Raw genomic sequence first — 19,849 nt, 5'->3', positions numbered from 1 at the left:
GGAACGTGCACAGTGGCGAGCGTATAGCCATTCCACCTATGCCGAAGACCGCGGGGACAGGCATGAACATCGACCGTCGCCAATTCTTCAAGCTGAGCGCCTCATCCCTCGGTGGCTCGACGCTCGCGGCACTCGGTTTCTCCCCCACCGCCGCGTTGGCGGAGGTGCGAACCTTCAAGCTGGCGCGGACGACGGAGACGCGCAACACCTGCCCGTACTGTTCGGTTGCCTGCGGACTGATCATGTACAGCCTCGGCGACAAGGCCAAAAATGCCAAGGCCGAGATCATCCACATCGAGGGCGATCCCGACCATCCGGTCAGCCGCGGCAGCTTGTGTCCGAAGGGCGCCGGACTGTTGGAGTTCGTGCACAGCCCCTCGCGTCTGAAACATCCCGAATATCGCGCGCCCGGCAGTAGCGAATGGCGGCGCGTCTCGTGGGACTGGGCGATGGAGCGCATCGCGAAGCTCGTCAAGGAAGACCGCGACAGCAACTTCATTGCCAGTAACGAGCAGGGGCAGACCGTCAACCGCTGGACCTCACTGGGTTTCCTGGCCGCGTCCGCCGCGTCGAACGAAACCGGCTACCTGACCAACAAGATCTGCCGCGCCCTCGGCATCGTGATGCTCGACTCCCAGGCCCGGATTTGTCACGCGCCCTCGGTTTCGGCGCTGGCGTCCAGTTTCGGGCGCGGGGCGATGACCAACACCTGGATGGACATCAAGAACGCGGACGTCATCATCGCGATGGGCGGCAATCCGGCGGAAGCCCATCCGGTCGGCTTCAAATGGGCCGTCGAGGCCAAGGCGCGCAACAAGGCCAAGCTGATCGTCGTCGACCCCCGCTTCAGCCGCACGGCCTCGGTGGCGGACCTGTATGTCCCTATCCGCGCGGGGAGCGACATTGCGTTCCTGAACGGCGTGATCCACTACCTGCTGGAACACGGGGCCATCAACGAGGAATACGTCAAGGCCTACACCAATGCATCCTTCATCGTCCGGGACGATTTCCGCTTCGAGGACGGCCTGTTCAGCGGCTACGACGAGAGCGATCCGGAAGTCCGCTACGATCGCACGACCTGGACGTACGAACTCGATGGACAGGGCTACGCCAAGATCGACCCCTCGCTGCAGCACCCGCGCTGTGTGTTTCAGTTACTGAAGGCCCACGTCGCCCGATACACGCCGGAACTCGTCTACGACGTCACCGGGGTACCCGCGGAATCCTTCCTCAAGGTCTGCGAACTGATCGCCTCCACCGCAGCGACGGATCGGACGCTGACCAGCCTTTACGCCCTGGGCTGGACGCATCACTCGGTCGGCGTGCAGAACATCCGCGTGATGGCCATGATCCAGTTGCTGCTGGGGAACATCGGCATGTCCGGCGGCGGCGTCAATGCCCTGCGGGGCCATTCCAACATCCAGGGCCTGAGCGACCTGGGTCTGCTGACCGAGATGCTGCCGGGTTACCTCACGCTGCCGCGGGACCACGAAACGGACCGCGCCGGTTACCTGGCCAAACGCACCTTGAAGCCGCTGCGGCCGGGCCAGTGGAGTTACTGGTCCAACACGCCGAAATTCCACACCAGCCTGATGAAGGCCTGGTACGGACCCGCGGCAACGGCAGAAAACGATTACTGCTACGACTGGCTGCCCAAACTCGACAAGCCCTACGACAGCCTGCGCCTGTTCGACCTGATGGCTCAAGGCAAGGTCAACGGATTCATCTGCCAGGGCTTTAATCCGCTGGCCTCCTATCCCAACCGGCACAAGGTGGCCGGCGGTCTGGCGAAGCTGAAATTCCTGGTGGTGATGGACCCGCTGGCCACCGACACCTCCGAGTTCTGGCAGCACTACGGCGAACATAACGACGTGGATCCCGCCGAAATCCAGACCGAGGTGTTCCGGCTACCGACGACCTGTTTCGCCGAGGAAGACGGTTCACTGGTCAACAGCTCGCGCTGGCTGCAGTGGCACTGGAAGGGCGCCGAGCCGCCAGGCGAGGCGCGCACCGACATCGAGATCATGTCGGATTTCTATCTACGACTGAAGGAACTCTACGCGACCGAAGGCGGCGCTTTTCCCGATCCGATCCTGCAGTTGCACTGGCCCTATCGGAAAGCCGAGGATCCGACACCCGACGAACTCGCGCGGGAATTCAGCGGCTATGCGCTGGCTGACCTGTCGGATCCCGCGGATCCGGCCCGAACTGCGGTAAAGGCAGGACAGCAACTCGCCGGGTTCGCGCAATTGAAGGATGACGGCAGCACCGCCTGCGGCAACTGGATCTTCAGCGGCTGCTGGACCGAGGCCGGGAATCAGATGGCGCGCCGCGACACGGCCGATCCGACCGGCATGGGCATCGCGCCGGGCTGGGCCTGGTCCTGGCCGGCCAACCGGCGCATCCTATATAACCGCGCATCCTGCGATCCCAGCGGCAAGCCCTGGAATCCGAAGCGCACCATCATCGAGTGGAACGGCCGCCAGTGGAGCGGGCTCGATGTGCCGGACTATAAGGCCGACGTGCCGCCAGGGGCGGACATGATGCCATTCATCATGAACCCGGAAGGGGTCGGTCGGCTATTCTGCGCCGACCGCCTTGCCGATGGGCCGTTCCCGGAGCATTACGAACCGTTCGAGACACCGCTGGGCACGAATCCCCTGCATCCGAAGGTCGTCAACAACCCGGCGGCGCGGGTCTTCCCGAATGACCGGGCCATGCTCGGCGGCAGCGAGGAGTTTCCGTACGTTGCGACGACCTACCGGATCACCGAGCTGTTCAACACCTGGACCGACCACGTTCGCATCAATGCGTCGTTGCAGCCAGAGCAGTTTATCGAGATCGGCGAGGATCTCGCGCGCGAACTGGGAATCGCCAATGGCGAAATCGTCGTCGTGCGCTCGAAGCGCGGTTTCATCAAGGCCGTCGCGATGGTAACCAAGCGCATCAAGACGCTGACCGTGGCCGGCAAGCCGCTGCACCAAATCGGCATCCCGGTGCACTGGGGCTTCATGGGACTGACCCGCAAGGGCTACTTCTGCAACAACCTGACGCCCTACCTCGGGGATGCGAACACGCAGACCCCTGAATTCAAAGCCTTCCTGGTCAACGTCGAGAAGGACATGAGCGAGTTCATGCCGCATAGCCATGAACCGGGACAAGGGCATGAGGAGCGGAAGCAGCCGGAGGCCGGACTCACACCGGCGACACGCCAGGCATCGTGGCTGACGCGCATCCTCACGGGCCGGACGGAGGTCTGATATGGCACTGCAATCGCTCGACATCCTGCGCCGCTCCGCCACCACGACGCCGACTCCGCAGCAGCGGCAGACGACCGAGGTTGCGAAGCTGATCGATGTGACCAAATGCATCGGCTGCAAGGCCTGCCAGTCGGCCTGCCAGGAATGGAACGATCTGCGCGAGGAAATCGGCATCAACGAAGGCTCGTACCAGAATCCCCACGATCTGACCGCGAACAGCTGGACCCTGATGCGGTTCGCCGAGACCGAGCAGAACGGTACGCTGGAGTGGCTGATCCGCAAGGACGGCTGCATGCATTGCGCCGATCCGGGCTGTCTGAAAGCCTGCCCATCACCCGGCGCGATCGTGCAGTACTCCAACGGCATCGTCGACTTCCACGAGGAACACTGCATCGGCTGCGGCTACTGCATTGCCGGCTGCCCCTTTGACGTCCCGCGGCTGTCGAAGAAGGACAGCAAGGTCTACAAGTGCACGCTGTGCTCGGACCGCGTGGCGGTTGGGCTGGAACCCGCCTGCATCAAGGCCTGCCCGACACAGGCCCTGGTATTCGGCAGCAAGGAAGACATGATCGAACATGCCAACGACCGCATCACGGACCTCAAGGAACGCGGCTTCGAGAACGCCGGGCTGTATGATCCGGCCGGGGTCGGCGGAACCCACGTCATGTATGTGCTGCATCACGCCGACCAGCCGCAGCTCTACAACGATCTGCCGAAAGACCCGACGATCAGCCCGGTCGTGTCGGTCTGGAAGGGGATCATGAAGCCGCTCGCGACCGCGGCGATGGCCCTGACCGCGCTGGCCGGCTTCTTCCACTACGTGACGGTCGGGCCGAACGAGGCCGAGGGCGACGACGAGGAGCATTCCGCATGAGCGCAACGACACGCCCGAGCCTGCTGCTACGCCGCTACAACGCCGGTCAGCGGCTGAACCACTGGATCACGGCCATCACATTTCTGCTGCTGACCTTCTCCGGACTGGCGCTATTCCACCCGTCGCTGTTCTGGTTCACGCAGTTCTTCGGCGGCGGCACGTGGACGCGCATCCTGCACCCCTACATCGGCGTCGTGATGTTCGTGTCGTTCAGTCTGCTGGCGCTGCAATTCTGGCGTCACAATCTGCTGAGCCGGAACGACGTGCAGTGGCTCAGGCAGATCAAGGACGTCGTGCAGAACCATGAGGACCGGCTGCCGGAAGTCGATCGCTACAACGCCGGCCAGAAGCTGCTGTTCTGGGTCATGATCGTGACGATTCCGACACTGCTAATCACCGGCGTCGTAATCTGGCGCCCGTGGTTCGCATCCTATTTCGCGATCGATACAGTCCGTGTCGCCGCCCTGGCGCACGCCATTTGTGCCTTCGTGATGATCTCCGGCATCATCGTCCACATCTATGCCGCGCTGTGGGTCAAGGGGACGATCGGCGCCATGGTCCGCGGCACCGTCACGCGCGCCTGGGCCGCCAAGCACCATCCCGGCTGGTATCGGCGCGTGATCCGCGGCGAGGATCACTAGATCGCCGCGGCAGCCCGGGCCTCCTGCCGGGGGATTACACCCGAACCACCATCGACGTTCTCGAGCTTCTCTGGATTCTGAGCGGCGACCGGGCGGCCCCACGGCCCGAAACAACATGGCTGCGGAGACCACTCGAGCGTGTTCCATCTCGTGCAGTTCAGACTGATTCGCGGCCGTGATAAAGTGTTGACGCTGGAGGGAACGGCTTTGATCCCGGAGCACGAGCGGTTCCGGGTCACGCAAAAACCTTCGAGAGTGTGAGACGAGGGCGAACGCCCCATTCCGATCTGGCTTCAGGCCTGCGGGCTACGAGGCAGTGGACGCTTTTCGAGGTGGGTCCGAAAACCGTTCGCTGTGGGATAACGAACAGCAGAACCAGGATTTCTCGAACCCCATGTTCCCTGAGGATTCGGCCGCCGCATCGGCACCCTCTGCAACGGATGCATCAGGCACGGCGCAAGCCGTGACCTTGAAGAAAGAGCCCAAAATCATCTTCGGGCTGATGTCGGCCGTCGCGCAGATCGGGACCGTGGAGCAACTGGTCGCGGCGCTGCAGCCGCATCTCGTCGTGGTCCACCACGACTTCAGCCAACAAATGCACTTTCGGATCAAGGCCGAGAATGCGCGGATGGTGCCGAATCCAAAACAAACCGGCTATGGGGTTTTCGCGTTTACCGAGGGAGTCATCCAGTTGCTCGCGTATTGCCTGCAGCACGTCGACTTCGATTATTTCCAGCTGTTGAGCCCCGCGTGCCTGCCGATCAAGCCGTTGCACCAGTTCGCGGCCCACATCGCGGCCAGCCATGACGATGCGCATGCCGAGTTCGTCGACTTGGCGACCGACCGGGACGCGATGATGTCCTACGCGCCCCGCGCCTATTCGCCCTATCGATCCTGGCGCCGCAAACTGCTGCGCCAGGCAGGGTACTGGTATTTTGGCAAACACGCGATGGCCGAACCCGTGGCCGGCGTCCAGATCCTGCGACGCAGCAAACGCATCGCAACCGACCCGCTTGGGCTCGCCGCCTACTCCATCACCAAGCTGGCATCACTCGGCGCGTTCGGCAGCTACCTGGCGGCACCCGGCCTTTACCCCAAGGTCGGCGCAGCCTGGTTCGGAGCACGACGCAGCGTCTGCGAATATCTGGTGCAACGCTTCATGGAGCCTGCCGTCTACGAGCATTATCGCGAATTCAATGACATCGCCGAAATCAGCTTCCAGACGCTGCTTGGCAACGCCCCGCTGCGCATCGGTCCACTGAATACCTACGTCAATGCCTACGCTGGCTGGCATCCACACGTCTTCAAGACGGAGGACCTGCCGCAACTGGCCGCACTGCCCCAGTGCTTCGCGCGCAAGTTCCCGGACGACCCCGATGCCGAAGTGCGCCGCCGCGTCCTCGAATGGGTGACCCAAGGATGATGCACCGGGCAAAGTCCTGACTTATCGATCGCGCCACCCGTCGAGCAGGCCCCAATGAAATACTGGCAAACCCTCCTCAGGAACCGCAAGCTTTGGACGATAGGCGCCGCACTCGTCGCCGGCTATCTGCTGACCGGATTCCTGCTGCTGCCATGGCTGGCCGAGCGCTACGTACCGCGCATTGCGTCCGAGCAGTTGCAGCGACCCTTGACGCTCGGCAAGGTCCGGTTCAACCCGATCCTGTTCAAGCTCGAACTGAACGACGTCGCGCTGACCGAACCGCAAGGCGAGCCGCTGGTCAGTCTCGGCCGACTATTCGTCGATTTCGAACTGTCCGGACTGTTCCGCCGCGCCTTTGCCTTTGGCGCGATCGAACTCGACAAGCTGCGGTTGCACCCGCAGATCGGCCCGGACGCACGTCTGAACTTCGCGCGACTGGCCGATGCCTTCCCTCCCTCGGAGAAACCCGAACCGCCGCCGGACGAAAAGTCCGAACTGCCGCGGCTGCTGGTCGACCACTTCGCATTGATCGACAGTGCGGTCGAATTCTCGGACCTGTCCAAGGAACCCGGGGTATCGGAACGTATGGAGTCGATCAACTTTAAGCTGGATGCGATCTCGACGCTCCCGGACAACGAAGCCTCGCATCACTTCACGGCAGCCTTCGAGGACGGCTCGGCGCTGGACTGGCACGGCCAGGTGTCCTTGAACCCGATCGCATCGGAGGGCGAACTTAAGCTGGAGGGCTTCAAACTGGCAACACCCTGGCCCTTCGTCAAAGATCGGGTCGCACTGGAACCGCCGGAAGGCCAGCTGACCGCGGGCGCCAGTTATCGCTTCCGCATGGACCGCGACACGATCGATCTGACGCTGAACGAGATCGCAGCCGCCATCACCGGCCTCAAAGCCGTGCCCGTCGGTGGAAAGGAGCCTGTTCTCGCGTTCGAGCAGATCCAGTTGGGTCACGGTACATTCTCGCTCGCCGATCAGGCAGTCAAGATTCCGGAGTTCGCGCTCCGCAAGGGTGTAATCAAGGCGGCGATCGACGAACGGGGAGCAGTGAACTGGCAGCAACTGGTCAAGCCGGCGGCGTCCCCGGCGGCCGCCCCGGCGTCCTCACCCACGCCCGCCTCGCCGACCGCCGGCAGTCCGCCGGCACCGGCCACTGAAGCCACCCCGGCAAAGCCCTGGCACGTCGACCTCGAGGCCTTCCGGATCGAGGAACTGGCGCTGCAACTCATCGATGCCAGCCGCCAGATGCCACTCGACGCGAGTATCGGTACCTTCGGATTGGGCCTGAAACTGGCCGCGGAGGCCGGTGCCGGCGAGCCCAAGGTGACGATAGGCGGACTGACTACGGAAATCCGGAATATCGGACTGAGAGCCGTCGGTGCCAAGGACCCTGCGCTGGCCTTGGAGACCTTCCGGATTTCCGACGGCTCGGTCGATCTGGCAGCGCGCACCGTAAGCCTGCCAGCGATCGCCCTCCAGAAGGGTTCGATACGGGCTGACGTCGACGCGCGTGGCGCGATGAACTGGCAGCAGTTTGCGACGCCCGTCAACGCCGTGCCCGCTTCGCCGAGCCAGCCCCCGGCTCCCAAGCCCACGGCCGTTGACAGGAAAAAAGTGAGGCAGCCCGGAAAAGCCGTCCGGGCGGTCGGCCCGGGTAAGTCAGCCAGTCCGGAGAAACCCGACGCCAGTGCGCCCGCCGCGGCATCCTCGACCGCATCGCTACCCTGGCGTGTCAACGTCGATGCGCTAAAGATCGAACAGATCGGCCTGCATTATGCGGACGACAGCCGCAGGACACCGGTCGCGATGGACATCGGCAGCTTCGGTCTCGGACTGCGCGCCGCGATCGAAGCGGGGGCCGGTGCGCCGAAGGTTCTGATCGATGCGTTGCAGAGCGAGATCAAGCAGATCGCGCTGCGCGAACGGCAGCGGGAAAAACCGCTGGCCAGCCTCGAATCGATCGCCGTGGGTGGCGGCAAACTCGATCTGGCGCAGAACACGATCGGCATCCAGCAGATCACACTCACCGGTGGAGCAACAGCCATCGAGCGGGATGAAAAGGGCGCGATCCGGCTTCTGGAGGTCTTCGCGCCGCGTGACGAGGGCAAGGCCTCGGGATCTGCGAAACCAGCCGACATCGCCGACAAGCCGGAGGGCAAGCCCTTGCAACTCACCGTTGGCGCGGTCAACCTGAATGGCTTCCAGGCCGCCTACCAGGATCGCAGCGTGACGCCGCCCTTCGCGATCGGGTTGCGCCCTGCCGACTTTCACCTCAAGAATGTCGCGAATTTCGGCAAGGCGCCGGTCGTTTTCGACGGCAAAATCCATGTGGTGCAGGGGGGCGACCTCAGCATCACAGGCCAGGGTCTGGCAACCGGCGAACGCGGCCAGGCCGAGGTGCGCCTCGACCGCCTGGCATTGGCCGGTCTGCAACCCTATGTGGCCCAGGTGGGCGCGCTGAAACTGGAGAGCGGCAATCTCTCCACGCACCTCAAGCTCGCCTTCGAACAGAAAGCCGGCAAATTGAGCCTGACCGCCAAGGGGGAGGCAGGCTCGGCCGACCTGATGCTCAAGGAAGCCAAGACCGGAAAGCGTTTCGCCTCCTGGGAGAAGCTGGACGTCAACGGCATCGAGTTCAGCCTGGCACCGGACAAGCTGGCGATCCGGGAAATCAACGCGAGCCAACCCGGCGCGAATTTCGAGATATTCGAAGACCGCTCAACCAACGTCGCCGCAATCTTCGCACCGCGGCCGGGGGCAGCGCCCAAGCCCGGCAACCCTCCGACCACCAAGGCGGCAGCCAAGCCAGCACCCAAACCGGCAGCCAAGCCTGCCGCGAGCGCGAAGCCAGCTGCCGGCAAGCCCTTTCCGTTCTCGGTGCAGCGAGTCAAGGTCGAACAGGCCATTTTCGACTTCAGCGACCAGTCGCTGGTCTTGCCTTTCAAGACGCGGATTCAGAACTTCGGCGGGACCATCTCCGGGATTTCGAATGCGCCCGGGTCCCGCACCCTGCTGAAACTCGACGGGCGCGTCGACGAGTATGGGGAAGCCAACCTCGAAGGCACCCTGGATCTGATGCAACACAAGGCCTTCAGCGACATCACACTGATCTTCCGCAACGTCGCAATGTCGTCGCTGTCACCCTACAGCGGCACCTTCGCCGGCCGGCAGATCCAGTCCGGCAAACTGAATGCAGAGCTGCAATACAAGATCGAAAACAGCCACATGAAGAGCAACGGCAAAATCGAGCTGGATCAGGTTGCTCTCGGCGCTGAAGTCGTGAGCCCCAAGGCCAAGTCGCTCCCGCTGGACATGGCCCTGGCCCTGCTGAAGGACAGCGCGGGCAAAATCACCGTATCGGTGCCGATCGAGGGCGATGTGGACGACCCGCAGTTCGCTTACGGGCCGGTGATCTGGAACGCCATTGCCACGCTGATCACCAAGGTCGTCACCTCACCGTTCACCGCCCTGGCCAGTGTTTTCGGCAACGGGGACCAGGATATGGGGGAGATCTTTTTCATCCCCGGCAAGAACGGCCTCCCGCCGGCCGAGATCGAAAAGCTCAAGAAGCTCGCCGCCGGCCTGGGGTCGCGGCCGAGTCTCGTCGTCAAGGTGACCGGCACCTTCGACCCCAAGCTGGATGCAGAGGCGCTGAAGTCGTGGGATATCCGCACGGCGGTAACCGAGCGCCTCGGCATCAAGGTGGCGCCGGGGGAAGATCCCGGCCCGGTCGCCTTCGACAGCGCCAAGTCACAAAAGGCGCTCGAAGATCTGGCTGACGAAGCCGGCGGCGCCGGTGCGCTGGCGGCCGCTCAGACTGCATTCCGGGAGCAATTCGGACGAGAGCCCAAGCGGATCGGCGGCTTGTCCTCCTGGATGGAAAAAGCCAGCGAGGACGCACAGTTTTATCAGTTGCTGTTCGAGCGGCTGGTGCAGTCCGCCCCGCTGCCGCCGAATGCGCTGGAAGCCCTAGGGGATCGGCGCGGTCAGGCCGTCATCAAGGAACTGATCGCCCAGAAGGGCGTGGATCGCAACCGGGTGCACCTGGACAAGCCCGCTTCCACTGGCGAAAAGGACGGCCGCATTCCCGTCAAACTGGATCTCGCCGCTGACGGATGAGACCCCGGCGCCCGCCCATCGAGAAGGCTGGATACAACAACGTGAGGGACGCAAATGCCAACGAACCTGGTCGATGAAATCTCCCGGCAATCCGCCCTGCTGTCGCGCGAAAATCAGAGGCAGGTGCTCGACTTCGTCGAATACCTCGTCAAGAAATATGCCGCCGATGCCCCCACCGAGGACGAAGCCTGGGATCAGGTGTCGGGACGCGGCGCCGTGACCGCAGGCGCTCCTCCGACCGGTTCGCGCTGACGTCCAAGGCCGCGGCTGATGCGCCGCGACCGCTCCCGCGCCGGCCCGAAACCTCAGTCGCTGCTCGCAGCGTTAAGCGCGGTATGCGCCGCCGGGCGTACATCGCCGCCCGCGGACTCTGCTCGGCCGAAGCGGGCCACCGACGTGACCCAATAGACGACGCCCGTGTTCGAGAAATCACGGCACAGCGCTTCGATCAGTCGGTCGACCTCCGCTTCCGGCAGACAAATTTCGAAACGCACATTCTGCTTGCGGCCACTGACCTGCTCCGGAAGCGTCAGCCCTTCCGGCCGGCCCGAATGGCCGTTGACCGGGTAGCTTGTAAATCCGCAGCGAGAATCAAAGTCCAGCAGCCAGTCGATTAGCGACTCTTCGAGCTTGGGCGGAACAGTCAACGAGAGCAACAGGTAACCCTCAGTCATTCGGCACCCGCGGTGCTTCGCCGAAGCGGCGGTACAGTATCGGCAGCAAGATCAGCGTCAGCATGGTCGACGTCACGAGGCCACCGACACCGACCACGGCCAGCGGCCGCTGAATCTCGGAGCCAGGCCCGGTCGCATACAGCAAGGGCAGCAGTCCGAACGCAGCGATACTCGCGGTCATCAGGACCGGACGCAGACGGCGTACCGCGCCGATCACCACGACCTCGTGCATGGCCATGCCGATCGAGCGTAAGCGGTTGAAGTAACTCACCATCACGATACCGTTGAGTACCGCGATGCCCAGCAGCGAAATGAACCCGACCGAGGCCGACACCGACAGGTACTCGCCCGAAATCCACAGACCGAATACCCCGCCGATCAGCGCCAAAGGAATATTCGACAGCACCAGCACGGCCTGCCGCACCGACCCGAAGGTTCCGAAGAGCAACATGAAAATCAGCCCGATCGACACCGGAATCACCAGTGTCAGGCGCGCCGCCGCGCGCTGCTGATTTTCGAACTGCCCGCCCCATGTCAGGTAGTAGCCCTGCGGCAGGCGAACCTGCTGCTCGACGGCCTGCTTGGCCTCATCCACGAAACCGACGAGATCGCGCCCCTGAACATTCGAGCGAACGACCGAATAGCGTTGCCCTCGCTCCCGCGCGATCGACACCACGCCCTCGACGCGTTCGATGCGGGCGATCGCCGACAGAGGCACTCGATCGCCATTGGGCAGCGACACCTGCAAAGTCGAAAAATGGGCGGGATCGCCGGCGCCGCGGATCAGCAGCGGCGTGCGCTGGATGCCTTCCTGCACGATACCCAGGCGCAGCCCCTCGATTTGCGCCCGCAACACCTCCGCGACGGTGTCGACATCCAGGCCCAAGCGCCCCGCGGCGAGACGGTCGATGCGCACCTGCAGATACTGCATGCCGGCATTGCGGGCCGTGAACACGTCTGATGCACCGGTAATCCTGCGCAACACACCGGCGATCTCCTCGGCCTTTTCGTTCAGCACGTCCAACTCGGTTCCGTAGAGTTTGACCGCCACGTCGCCGCGCACGCCGGTCAGCATCTCCGTGACTCGCATCTGGATAGGCTGCGTGAACCCATAGGCAATACCGGGCAGCGTATCGAGCACGGTCCTGATCTTGTCGATCAGTTCCTCCTTGCTCCCCACGCCCCACGTTTCCTCAGGCTTGAGCACGAGAAAGGTGTCCGTCTCGTTCAGACCCATTGGATCGAGACCGATCTCATCGGCACCAACGCGCGACACGATGCGGGTGACTTCCGGGACGTGCTCCAGGATGGCTTTCTGGATGCGCTGATCCATCCGAATCGACTGGTCCAGCGTAATCGACGGCAGTTTCTCCACCTGCACGATGATGTCACCCTCGTCCATGGTCGGCATGAAGGTCTTGCCGATCTGGAAGTAGGCCAGTGCTGTCGCGGCCAGCAGCAGCGCCGCGCAGGCAATGACCACGCGCGGGTGCGCGAGGCACTTGACGAGGATGGGTTCGTACAGTTGATGGAGCTTGCGGGCCAGCCAGGGTTCACCGTGCGCGACCCGCCCCATCACGAACGAGGCGACGACGGGAATCACGAACAGCGACAACAACAGCGAGCCGCCCATGGCAAACACGTTCGTGAACGCGACCGGGCGGAAAAGCTTGCCTTCCAGCCCCTCCAGCGTCAGCAGCGGGACGAACACGATGCCGATAATGATCGAACCCGAGACGACCGGCGCCGCGACCTCGCGCATGGCCCGGTAGATCAGATGCAGACGCGGCACTTTCGTCTCATCGCCTTCAGCCAGGTGGGTCGTAACGTTCTCCACCACGACGACGGCCGGATCGACCAGCTTGCCGATCGCGATCGCCAGACCGCCGAGACTCATCAGATTCGCCGTCAGGTCGAATTGCCGCATCAGCAGGAACGTGAACAGCGCGGCGAGCGGCAGGATGGCCGCAACCGTCAAGGCCGCCCGGATCTCGCCCAGGAACAGCACCAGCAGCACGACGACGAGGACAGTGGCTTCGACCAGGGCCCTGACCATCGTGCCGATGGCGCGATTGACCAGCTTGCCGCGATCGTAGAACACATCGAGACGAACCCCGGGCGGCAGCGCCGGCTGGATCTCGCGAATCTTTTCCTGCAGATCGGCCACGACCTGTCGCGCATTCGCTCCGCGCAGGCTCAGCACCAGGCCCTCGGCCACTTCCCGGTCACCGTCCTGACTCACCGCGCCGTAGCGGGTCAGCGCACCGATCCGGACCTCCGCCACGTCCCCCACCGTGATCACAATCCCATCGCGTTGGGCGACAACGATCGCGCGCGCATCATCCAGACTGCGAATGCGGCCCTGAACGCGGACCAGCAGGGTCTCCTCACCCTCGCCGAGCCGTCCCGCACCGTCATCGCGGTTGTTCGCATGCAACGCGGAAATCAGTTCATCGACCGTCACGCCGCGGGACGTCATCCTGGCGTTGTCGGGAATCACCTCGTAACTGCGCACCAGACCGCCGAGCACGTTCACATCGGCCACACCGGGGACGGTCCGAAGCGCCGGCCGGATCACCCAGTCCAGCAGGTTGCGCCGCTCCATCAGGGTCAGATCGCCACCCTCGACGGTGAACATGAACATCTCGCCCAGCGGCGTGGTCATCGGTGCGATGCCACCCTGGACACCGTCGGGCAGGGAGCCCCATACGCCGTTGAGCCGTTCCGCGACCTGCTGGCGGGCCCAGTAAATGTCGGTGCCCTCGGCGAAGTCGAGCGTGATGTCGGTCAGTGCATACTTCGACAGCGAGCGCAGCATGACCTGCTTCGGAATACCGAGCAACTCGACTTCGATCGGCGCCGCGATCCGGCTCTCGACTTCCTCCGGTGTCATGCCGGGCGCCTTTACGATAATCTTGACCTGCGTGGGCGACACATCCGGGAAGGCATCGATCGGCAGTTCCATGGCGGCGAAGTAGCCGGCGCCCGCCAGCAGCACGGCGAGCGCCAGCACCAGCACGCGTTGGCTCAGCGCGAACTCGATCAGCCGCGTCAAGTTAGCCTCCCGGGCCCATCCCCAACCACGCCGCCTTCAGCGCCGCAACCCCCTGGACGACGACTTCGTCACCCTTCTTCAGGCCTTCATGCACGACGACATCCCGCGCCTCGACCCCGGCAACGGCAACGGGCCGAACCGCAAAGCCCCCCGGTGCCCGGACGAACATGTACTGCCGGCCTTCCTGATTGACGAGCGCGGCCGTCGGCAAGCGGACAATGTAGTCCGTGCTGGCATGGGAGATCAGCACGTTGACGTTCTGCCCCGCCAGGACACCCGAGGCGCGCTTCTCAATGACCGAACGGACCAACACGCTCTGGCTGTTCGGATTGATATTGCGACTGACCTGCGTGATCCGGCCGCTGAGCTTCGGCTTATCCAGCGTGACCCGGTCGCCGATACGGATTTCGTTGGCCCGCTCCTGCGGCACGCTGATTTCCAGCCAGAGCTCGTCAAGATTGGCGACGCGAAACAGCGGCGTCAGGATGTCGACGCGCTGACCGGCAACCGCCATGCGCTCCAGCAACACACCGTCGACCGGCGAACGGAGCTTCAGCGTGTCGCTGAGCCGCCGCGTCGCTTCGAGCTGCTTCAGCTCATCGGCGGGCAACCCGGACAAGGTCAGCACCTGCTCGGCTTCACGCAGCTGCGTTTGCGCCTTGTCGAAACGGCTCTTGGTTTCCTGCCAGCGGATGCGCGAAATGATGCCCTCGCTCAACAGGGTCTGATCGCGCTGCAACTGCCTTTCGGCCAGCTGGAATTCCGTCGCCGCATTGAGCAGGTCGCGCTGCTGGGCCAGAAGACTGGGGCTTTGCATCTCGGCCAACACCTGCCCGGCCCGCACCGAGGCCCCCAGCGCGACGTGGACCTTGCTGACCAGACCCGCCTGAGGCGCGCTGACGAGGAACTCGTTCTGCGGCGGCACGACGATGCGGCCCGGGGCCCAGGCCAGCGGCAGGGAACTGACGCGCTCCGGCACGATGGTCCGTATGGCGAGGTGTTCGATCTGTTCGTCGGAAAGCCTGACCAGATCATCAGCCCTGACGCCGGTGGCAACCAGCGTCAGGGCGAGAACCAGCCGGGCGAAAATCAAGGGGTGACCCCGACGACCTGATTGTAGACCGCGAGATCCCGCTGCAACAGGATCGCGCGCTCACGCGCATCGCGGATCGTCGTCTGCGCCGTGGACTGAATCTTCAGGAAGTTGATCAACTCGATCTCGCCCGATTCGAACGCGAGCTGGTTCATGCGAATCTGGGTTTCGGCAATCTCGCGCCGGCGCTCGGCGATCTCGAGCAGCGCGCGATCCGTCTCGATGCTGCGGCGGATCGCGGCCAGCGCCTTGTTCAACTCGCGCATCAGGGTGTCGCGTTCGACGATCTTCTGGTTCAGCGCCAGATTGGCCTCGGCCACGAACGGCTGATTCCAGTCGTCGCCGCCAATCGGGATCTGGACCACGAGATTCGAACCGCTGTTCATGGACTCGCCGTCGAAGGTGCGCGCGTGATTGGTGCCGACGAGAACACTAGGCTGATTGCCCTGTTTGTAGATCCGCGTCCATTCAACCTGGGCCTGGGCCCGCTCGATCATCGCATTGACTGCGGAAACGGAAGGATGGGATTCAACGATCGCATCCGTCGCGCTCTGCTTTTCGGTGAACTCGACCGGCACCTTTTGCTGGCGGGTCACATTGGTATAAGCCTGATAGGTCTTGATCAGATCCAGCTCCGTTTGCCCCACCAGTGTCTTCTTTTCCAGCGCATCACTTTCGGCCATCAGCAGGTCCGAACGGGACAGATCTCCCAGTTCGACCCGGCGCGCGACCGTAGACACCAGCCGCGTAGCCACCTCATAGACCTGGCGCGCCGTGTCATAGCGGTTCTCGGCCAGCTTGATGTTCCACAAGGCATCGCGCACCAGCCCCGCCACTTCGTGCTTGACCGCCTTGCCGAAGGCCGCCGTGCTTTGCGCCGCCTGGTCGGCCACCTTCTGACTGGCATCCTTCTGGCCCCACATCCAGATCGGAATCTGGTAGCCGCTCTGCACCTCGACGAGGCCCTGGTTGGACATGATGGTGTCGTCGATGTACTGCAAAAAGATCAGCGGGTATCCGGCGATCCAGCTCGAAGCCCGGGTCTGCAAAGCCTGGACTTCCTGTTCCGAGGCCTGAATCAGCGCCTGCTGCGGATAGTTCTCGAACGAGGCATCGACGACCTTGGCGAGCTTGAGTGTCGGATCGTAGGGCACGACCGGCGTTTCACCGGTAATGCTTTCCGCGCTCATGCCGCTCGCCGCGGCCCATGCGCTTAGCAACAATGCGGCCCGCAACCGCGTTAGCGGAGGGGCCCGTCGACGGCGAGAAGACGAGACATTCAGCGGCAAGGAGGCAGCAGGAAGCGATCGCTTTGGCAACGGCAGGTCTCTCTCATTCATAGGGATGCGCATTCATAGGGATGCGCGCGACGGAAACGACGCGGAGGCGCAGGCAAACAGGGGCATCGGTGACTCAAGCCGACAGCACTGCGGAGCGATCGCAGGCGGGTGGGCTGGGGAAGAGCACGGACTTTGCTTGGCGGAACCGATCACTCGATATCAAATCTCAACGACAGTTGCGAGCATTTTAGCGAATGCCTGCCACCTGTGGGTTGACCGTTCCGAATCCGGCCTCATGACGACGCGCGACACGGGTACTATCCGTCATTGTTACACAGGGCGCTTCCGCTCTTGCGTCAAGACCGGACCACTGCCGAGTTTCGCGGATTTGCGGAGCTTCGGGCTCGCACCGTCGTCGCAGCGGACTGGCGCCGGCGACCGTGAGGCGCCGACGCTAGCGAACGGAATGGCCTGCAGGCGGCGGCGCGCTCCGACTCCCGTCGGGCGCGTCACTCGCGGCCCGTGTCATAGGCATCTCCCTTGCTCCCCGGGGACCCTGATCCACCCGGCTTCAGGCTCGAAAGCAGTTGTGAGGCGATGACGCGAAATGGAATTTCATGTTCCCTTTCGAGCTCGGCGGCTCGTTCGAAGACCTTGAGTCGCGGCGGGAGCAGCACTCGCTTCAGCGCGCACGCGATCCGGTTGCCGCGGTCGTCTGACCGGACGGTCAGCATCCGGTCATCGAACGCGGTGCTCATCCGGTCCAGGTACTCATCGATCCCCTCGTCGGACTCCAGGAAGTTGGCAACGAGAACCCCACCGTCTCGCAACGCAGCGGCGCAGCCGTCGTAGAAATGTTGACTGCCCAGTTCGCGCGGCAGACCGACAATATCGAAACCATCCAGCAGGATCACATCGATAGCGTGCGGCGGATCTGCGATGAAGTCGGCTCCGTTGCCATGCACGACACGGAACCGGGCGTCGTCCGGGGGAATCGAGAACTTGTCCCGCAGCGCGATCACACGTTCGTTGATCTCCACGCTCGTGATGCGCGTGCGCGGCAGATGCCGATAGCAATACTTGGACAGCGAGCCGCCCACCAAGCCGATGATGACCAGATCGCGGGGAGCCGGCTGGAACAGCAGAAACGCCATCATCAGGCGCGTGTAGCATAGGACCAGACGATCCGGGTCGCTCCGGTACATGACACTCTGGACGGAACGCCGATCGAAATGCAGAGCGATGCGCTCGGCGTCCTCATCGAGCACCGGACGACGCTGCGACTTGGTATTGGGTTCCGCAACGCGGGCGGCGCCGCGCTTGGGGTCACGCCTCGTCATGAGCCCGTGCCCTCCATGCACTCCGTTGCGGACAGACACGTGGGGGTGGCCATGGAAACGGGGACCGACCCGGCTTAGGTACGACCCCGCTGACCGCCGTCGCAACGCCCGTCGTGAACCGCCATCGATGCCGTCCCGGCAAGGGCGTTGCCGATCGGCGAGATGCCGTCGTCCCGACTACGCGAGTGGGGAACGAGCCCGCTTCACTGAAGCGAGTTCGCGCACCATAGCCGATATTGGCGGAGCTCCGCACGATCTCGGTGATCATCGGGATTCCGCCGATCAGACCCGACACCACGTTGCCGATGCCGATGGTGGCAAGGTCCCGATCGAGGTCGGAGCGGCGCTGCTCCGGATCCAGCCGATCCACGGCCGAGGCGGCCAGCAGCGATTCCAGGCTACCGATAAAAAGCAGGCTCGCTACCGACATCCAGAACGCCCCGGTGCCTAACTTCGAAAAATCCGGGGTCGCGAAACTGTCGACGAAACGATCGGGAATGTCCGAGAGGAACTGTGTGGCGGTGACGTACACGTGCCGGTGGAGCAGATCGCTCTCCTCACCCTGCGATACCAGGTACAACTCGGCCCGGTTCAGGTCGAAAGCCCGCCCCAACAGATAGCCGGTCATTATGGCCAGCAGCGGTGCAGGCATCCGGCCCAGGCCGCGATTGCCGAGCAAGGGCCAGACGAAATGAATGACCAGACCGATACCGCCCACCAGCAGGATCTCGGAGTTCAGGTGCAGGAGGCTGTGAGGGAGATGCACAAAACTCTGCCAGGGCGTTTCGAAATCGGGTCGGGTGCCGATCAGCGTATGTATCTGGCGGGCAATGATGATGATGCCGATGACGGCCAGCAGGCCGTGGGCCACCGCGGCCGGAAAGAATGTTGCCCAGCGCCCGGCCTTGAACCAGCCGAACACGATTTGCAATCCCCCGACTATAACGATCGCGGCCAAGGTGTAACGATAGCCGGCCCAGACATCGCCGTCGCCCAGCCAGTGAACCGAAGCGAATAGAACCGTGAACAACCCCGCGGCCGGTCCATTGATCCCAAGGCGCGAGCCATTCATCCGGGAAACCAGCAGGCCGCCCACGATCGCGCTGATGATCCCGGCCATGGGCGGAAAGTCCGATGCCATCGCGATACCGAAGCACAGCGGCAAGGCGACAAGGAATACCAGGAATCCGGCAACGACATCGTGGCGCCAGTTATCGGTCAGTTCGGCACACTGGGCGCGGATCCACCGAGGAACGGATGCATGACGGTAGCCCCCCGAAAATCAGAAAGAGGAGCCGCTGGGCGGCAACCCGACCAGCACCGGCAACAAGCTCAAATAATCGGACATAAGGTGGCGGGTGCCTCGTTTTGCGGCCTTAGGCATTAAGATTTGATGTCTATCTCTTTCTTATATTATCATCACTCAGTGTCTAGTAAATTCTAATCAGATGTTAATACGAAACACATATGAGCACGATCGAGAATCGTACTGCACGACTGACCTTGCTGGTTGATCCCGACAAGAAGGCGACCTTCGAGCGCCTGTGCGCCGAAGAGGACGTCACGCCTTCACAGATGGTGCGCAAGCTCATACGAGAGTACATCGAGCGCCGACTGGGGCCAACCTGGCGGGACGAAGTGTTCAACGACCACAAAGCGTCCTAGAAGCGCCACAACTCGACGGTACACGCCGCTACCTCCACCCCACCGCGCAACTCAATCGCCGTGGGCCCACCGCCTGAATCTATAGGAGTTCATCATGCTGAGAATCTACGCAGGAAACCTGCCTTCCGACTGTACCGAAGCCGAGTTCGCCGAACTGTTCGCCGCCTATGGCCGCGTCCGCGCCCTGGAATTGCCGCGCGATCTGTTCACTCATCGCTGCCGGGGTTTCGGCTTCGTCGAGATGGAAGGGCATGAGGCGCGCGCCGCCATTTCCGGACTGGACGGGCAATTGCTGCGCGGTAACAACCTGCGCGTCAATCTGGAACGTCCGCGCACCGGTCGCATGGCCAAGCGCCGCCGCTGACGACAAGCAAACCGGACATCGGTAGCAGGCTTCGCTCAAGCCACAACGG

14 protein-coding genes are annotated in these 19,849 nt (G+C 63.3%); 8 read left to right on the top strand and 6 right to left on the bottom strand.

The features are described 5' to 3' along the window. Nucleotides 1-62 precede the first annotated feature (62 nt). From fdnG to ACW73L_RS05740, 6 genes are all read left to right on the top strand, one after another. The gene (gene fdnG, locus ACW73L_RS05765; RefSeq protein WP_498920620.1) at nucleotides 63-3,260 is read left to right on the top strand and encodes a formate dehydrogenase-N subunit alpha; all 3,198 of its coding nucleotides are present in this window, start codon (nucleotides 63-65) and stop codon (nucleotides 3,258-3,260) included. Between the two features lies 1 nt (nucleotide 3,261). Continuing rightward, the gene (fdxH, locus tag ACW73L_RS05760; protein ID WP_498920618.1) at nucleotides 3,262-4,134 is read left to right on the top strand and encodes a formate dehydrogenase subunit beta; all 873 of its coding nucleotides are present in this window, start codon (nucleotides 3,262-3,264) and stop codon (nucleotides 4,132-4,134) included. Next, nucleotides 4,131-4,775, top strand: a complete 645-nt coding sequence (locus ACW73L_RS05755) for a formate dehydrogenase subunit gamma (RefSeq protein ID WP_498920616.1) — start codon at nucleotides 4,131-4,133, stop codon at nucleotides 4,773-4,775. The genes fdxH and ACW73L_RS05755 overlap by 4 nt, the downstream gene beginning before the upstream one ends. Nucleotides 4,776-5,169: 394 nt before the next feature. After that, nucleotides 5,170-6,198: a hypothetical protein gene (locus ACW73L_RS05750; protein ID WP_498920614.1), complete on the top strand. Its 1,029-nt coding sequence runs from the start codon at nucleotides 5,170-5,172 to the stop codon at nucleotides 6,196-6,198. Between the two features lie 54 nt (nucleotides 6,199-6,252). Further along, complete coding sequence (locus tag ACW73L_RS05745; protein WP_498920612.1) at nucleotides 6,253-10,329, top strand: DUF748 domain-containing protein; 4,077 nt, start codon at nucleotides 6,253-6,255, stop codon at nucleotides 10,327-10,329. A 54-nt stretch (nucleotides 10,330-10,383) separates the two neighbouring features. Next, nucleotides 10,384-10,581 carry a hypothetical protein gene (locus tag ACW73L_RS05740; protein ID WP_498920610.1) on the top strand — a complete coding sequence of 66 codons (198 nt, stop codon included), beginning with the start codon at nucleotides 10,384-10,386 and terminating at the stop codon, nucleotides 10,579-10,581. 53 nt (nucleotides 10,582-10,634) lie between these two features. On the opposite strand, the gene ACW73L_RS05735 is transcribed toward ACW73L_RS05740, so the two are convergent. The 6 genes from ACW73L_RS05735 to ACW73L_RS05710 form a co-directional block, all read right to left on the bottom strand. Then, on the bottom strand, nucleotides 10,635-11,003 hold the full coding sequence (locus ACW73L_RS05735) for a DUF3240 family protein (RefSeq protein ID WP_498920609.1): 369 nt from the start codon (nucleotides 11,001-11,003) through the stop codon (nucleotides 10,635-10,637). After that, nucleotides 10,996-14,058 carry an efflux RND transporter permease subunit gene (locus tag ACW73L_RS05730; RefSeq protein WP_498920607.1) on the bottom strand — a complete coding sequence of 1,021 codons (3,063 nt, stop codon included), beginning with the start codon at nucleotides 14,056-14,058 and terminating at the stop codon, nucleotides 10,996-10,998. Before ACW73L_RS05730 ends, ACW73L_RS05735 begins: the two co-directional genes overlap by 8 nt. 1 nt (nucleotide 14,059) lies before the next feature. Beyond that, on the bottom strand, nucleotides 14,060-15,151 hold the full coding sequence (locus tag ACW73L_RS05725; RefSeq protein ID WP_129883878.1) for an efflux RND transporter periplasmic adaptor subunit: 1,092 nt from the start codon (nucleotides 15,149-15,151) through the stop codon (nucleotides 14,060-14,062). Beyond that, a complete protein-coding gene (locus ACW73L_RS05720; RefSeq protein WP_498920604.1) occupies nucleotides 15,148-16,341 on the bottom strand; it encodes a TolC family protein in 1,194 nt (397 codons plus the stop codon). Before ACW73L_RS05720 ends, ACW73L_RS05725 begins: the two co-directional genes overlap by 4 nt. A gap of 599 nt (nucleotides 16,342-16,940) precedes the next feature. Continuing rightward, on the bottom strand, nucleotides 16,941-17,771 hold the full coding sequence (locus ACW73L_RS05715) for a spermine/spermidine synthase domain-containing protein (RefSeq protein WP_498920603.1): 831 nt from the start codon (nucleotides 17,769-17,771) through the stop codon (nucleotides 16,941-16,943). After that, the gene (locus tag ACW73L_RS05710; RefSeq protein WP_498920709.1) at nucleotides 17,758-18,993 is read right to left on the bottom strand and encodes a SulP family inorganic anion transporter; all 1,236 of its coding nucleotides are present in this window, start codon (nucleotides 18,991-18,993) and stop codon (nucleotides 17,758-17,760) included. Before ACW73L_RS05710 ends, ACW73L_RS05715 begins: the two co-directional genes overlap by 14 nt. 245 nt (nucleotides 18,994-19,238) lie before the next feature. Between ACW73L_RS05710 and ACW73L_RS05705 the strand changes: the two genes are divergently transcribed. Continuing rightward, the gene (locus ACW73L_RS05705; RefSeq protein WP_236102304.1) at nucleotides 19,239-19,436 is read left to right on the top strand and encodes a ribbon-helix-helix protein; all 198 of its coding nucleotides are present in this window, start codon (nucleotides 19,239-19,241) and stop codon (nucleotides 19,434-19,436) included. A gap of 94 nt (nucleotides 19,437-19,530) precedes the next feature. Then, the gene (locus ACW73L_RS05700; protein WP_129883882.1) at nucleotides 19,531-19,800 is read left to right on the top strand and encodes an RNA recognition motif domain-containing protein; all 270 of its coding nucleotides are present in this window, start codon (nucleotides 19,531-19,533) and stop codon (nucleotides 19,798-19,800) included. Nucleotides 19,801-19,849 lie beyond the last annotated feature (49 nt).

The organism is Methylolobus aquaticus, assembly GCF_054172105.1.
Note: the sequence above shows the minus strand (reverse complement) of the source record. Positions and strands in the feature narration are given on the sequence as shown.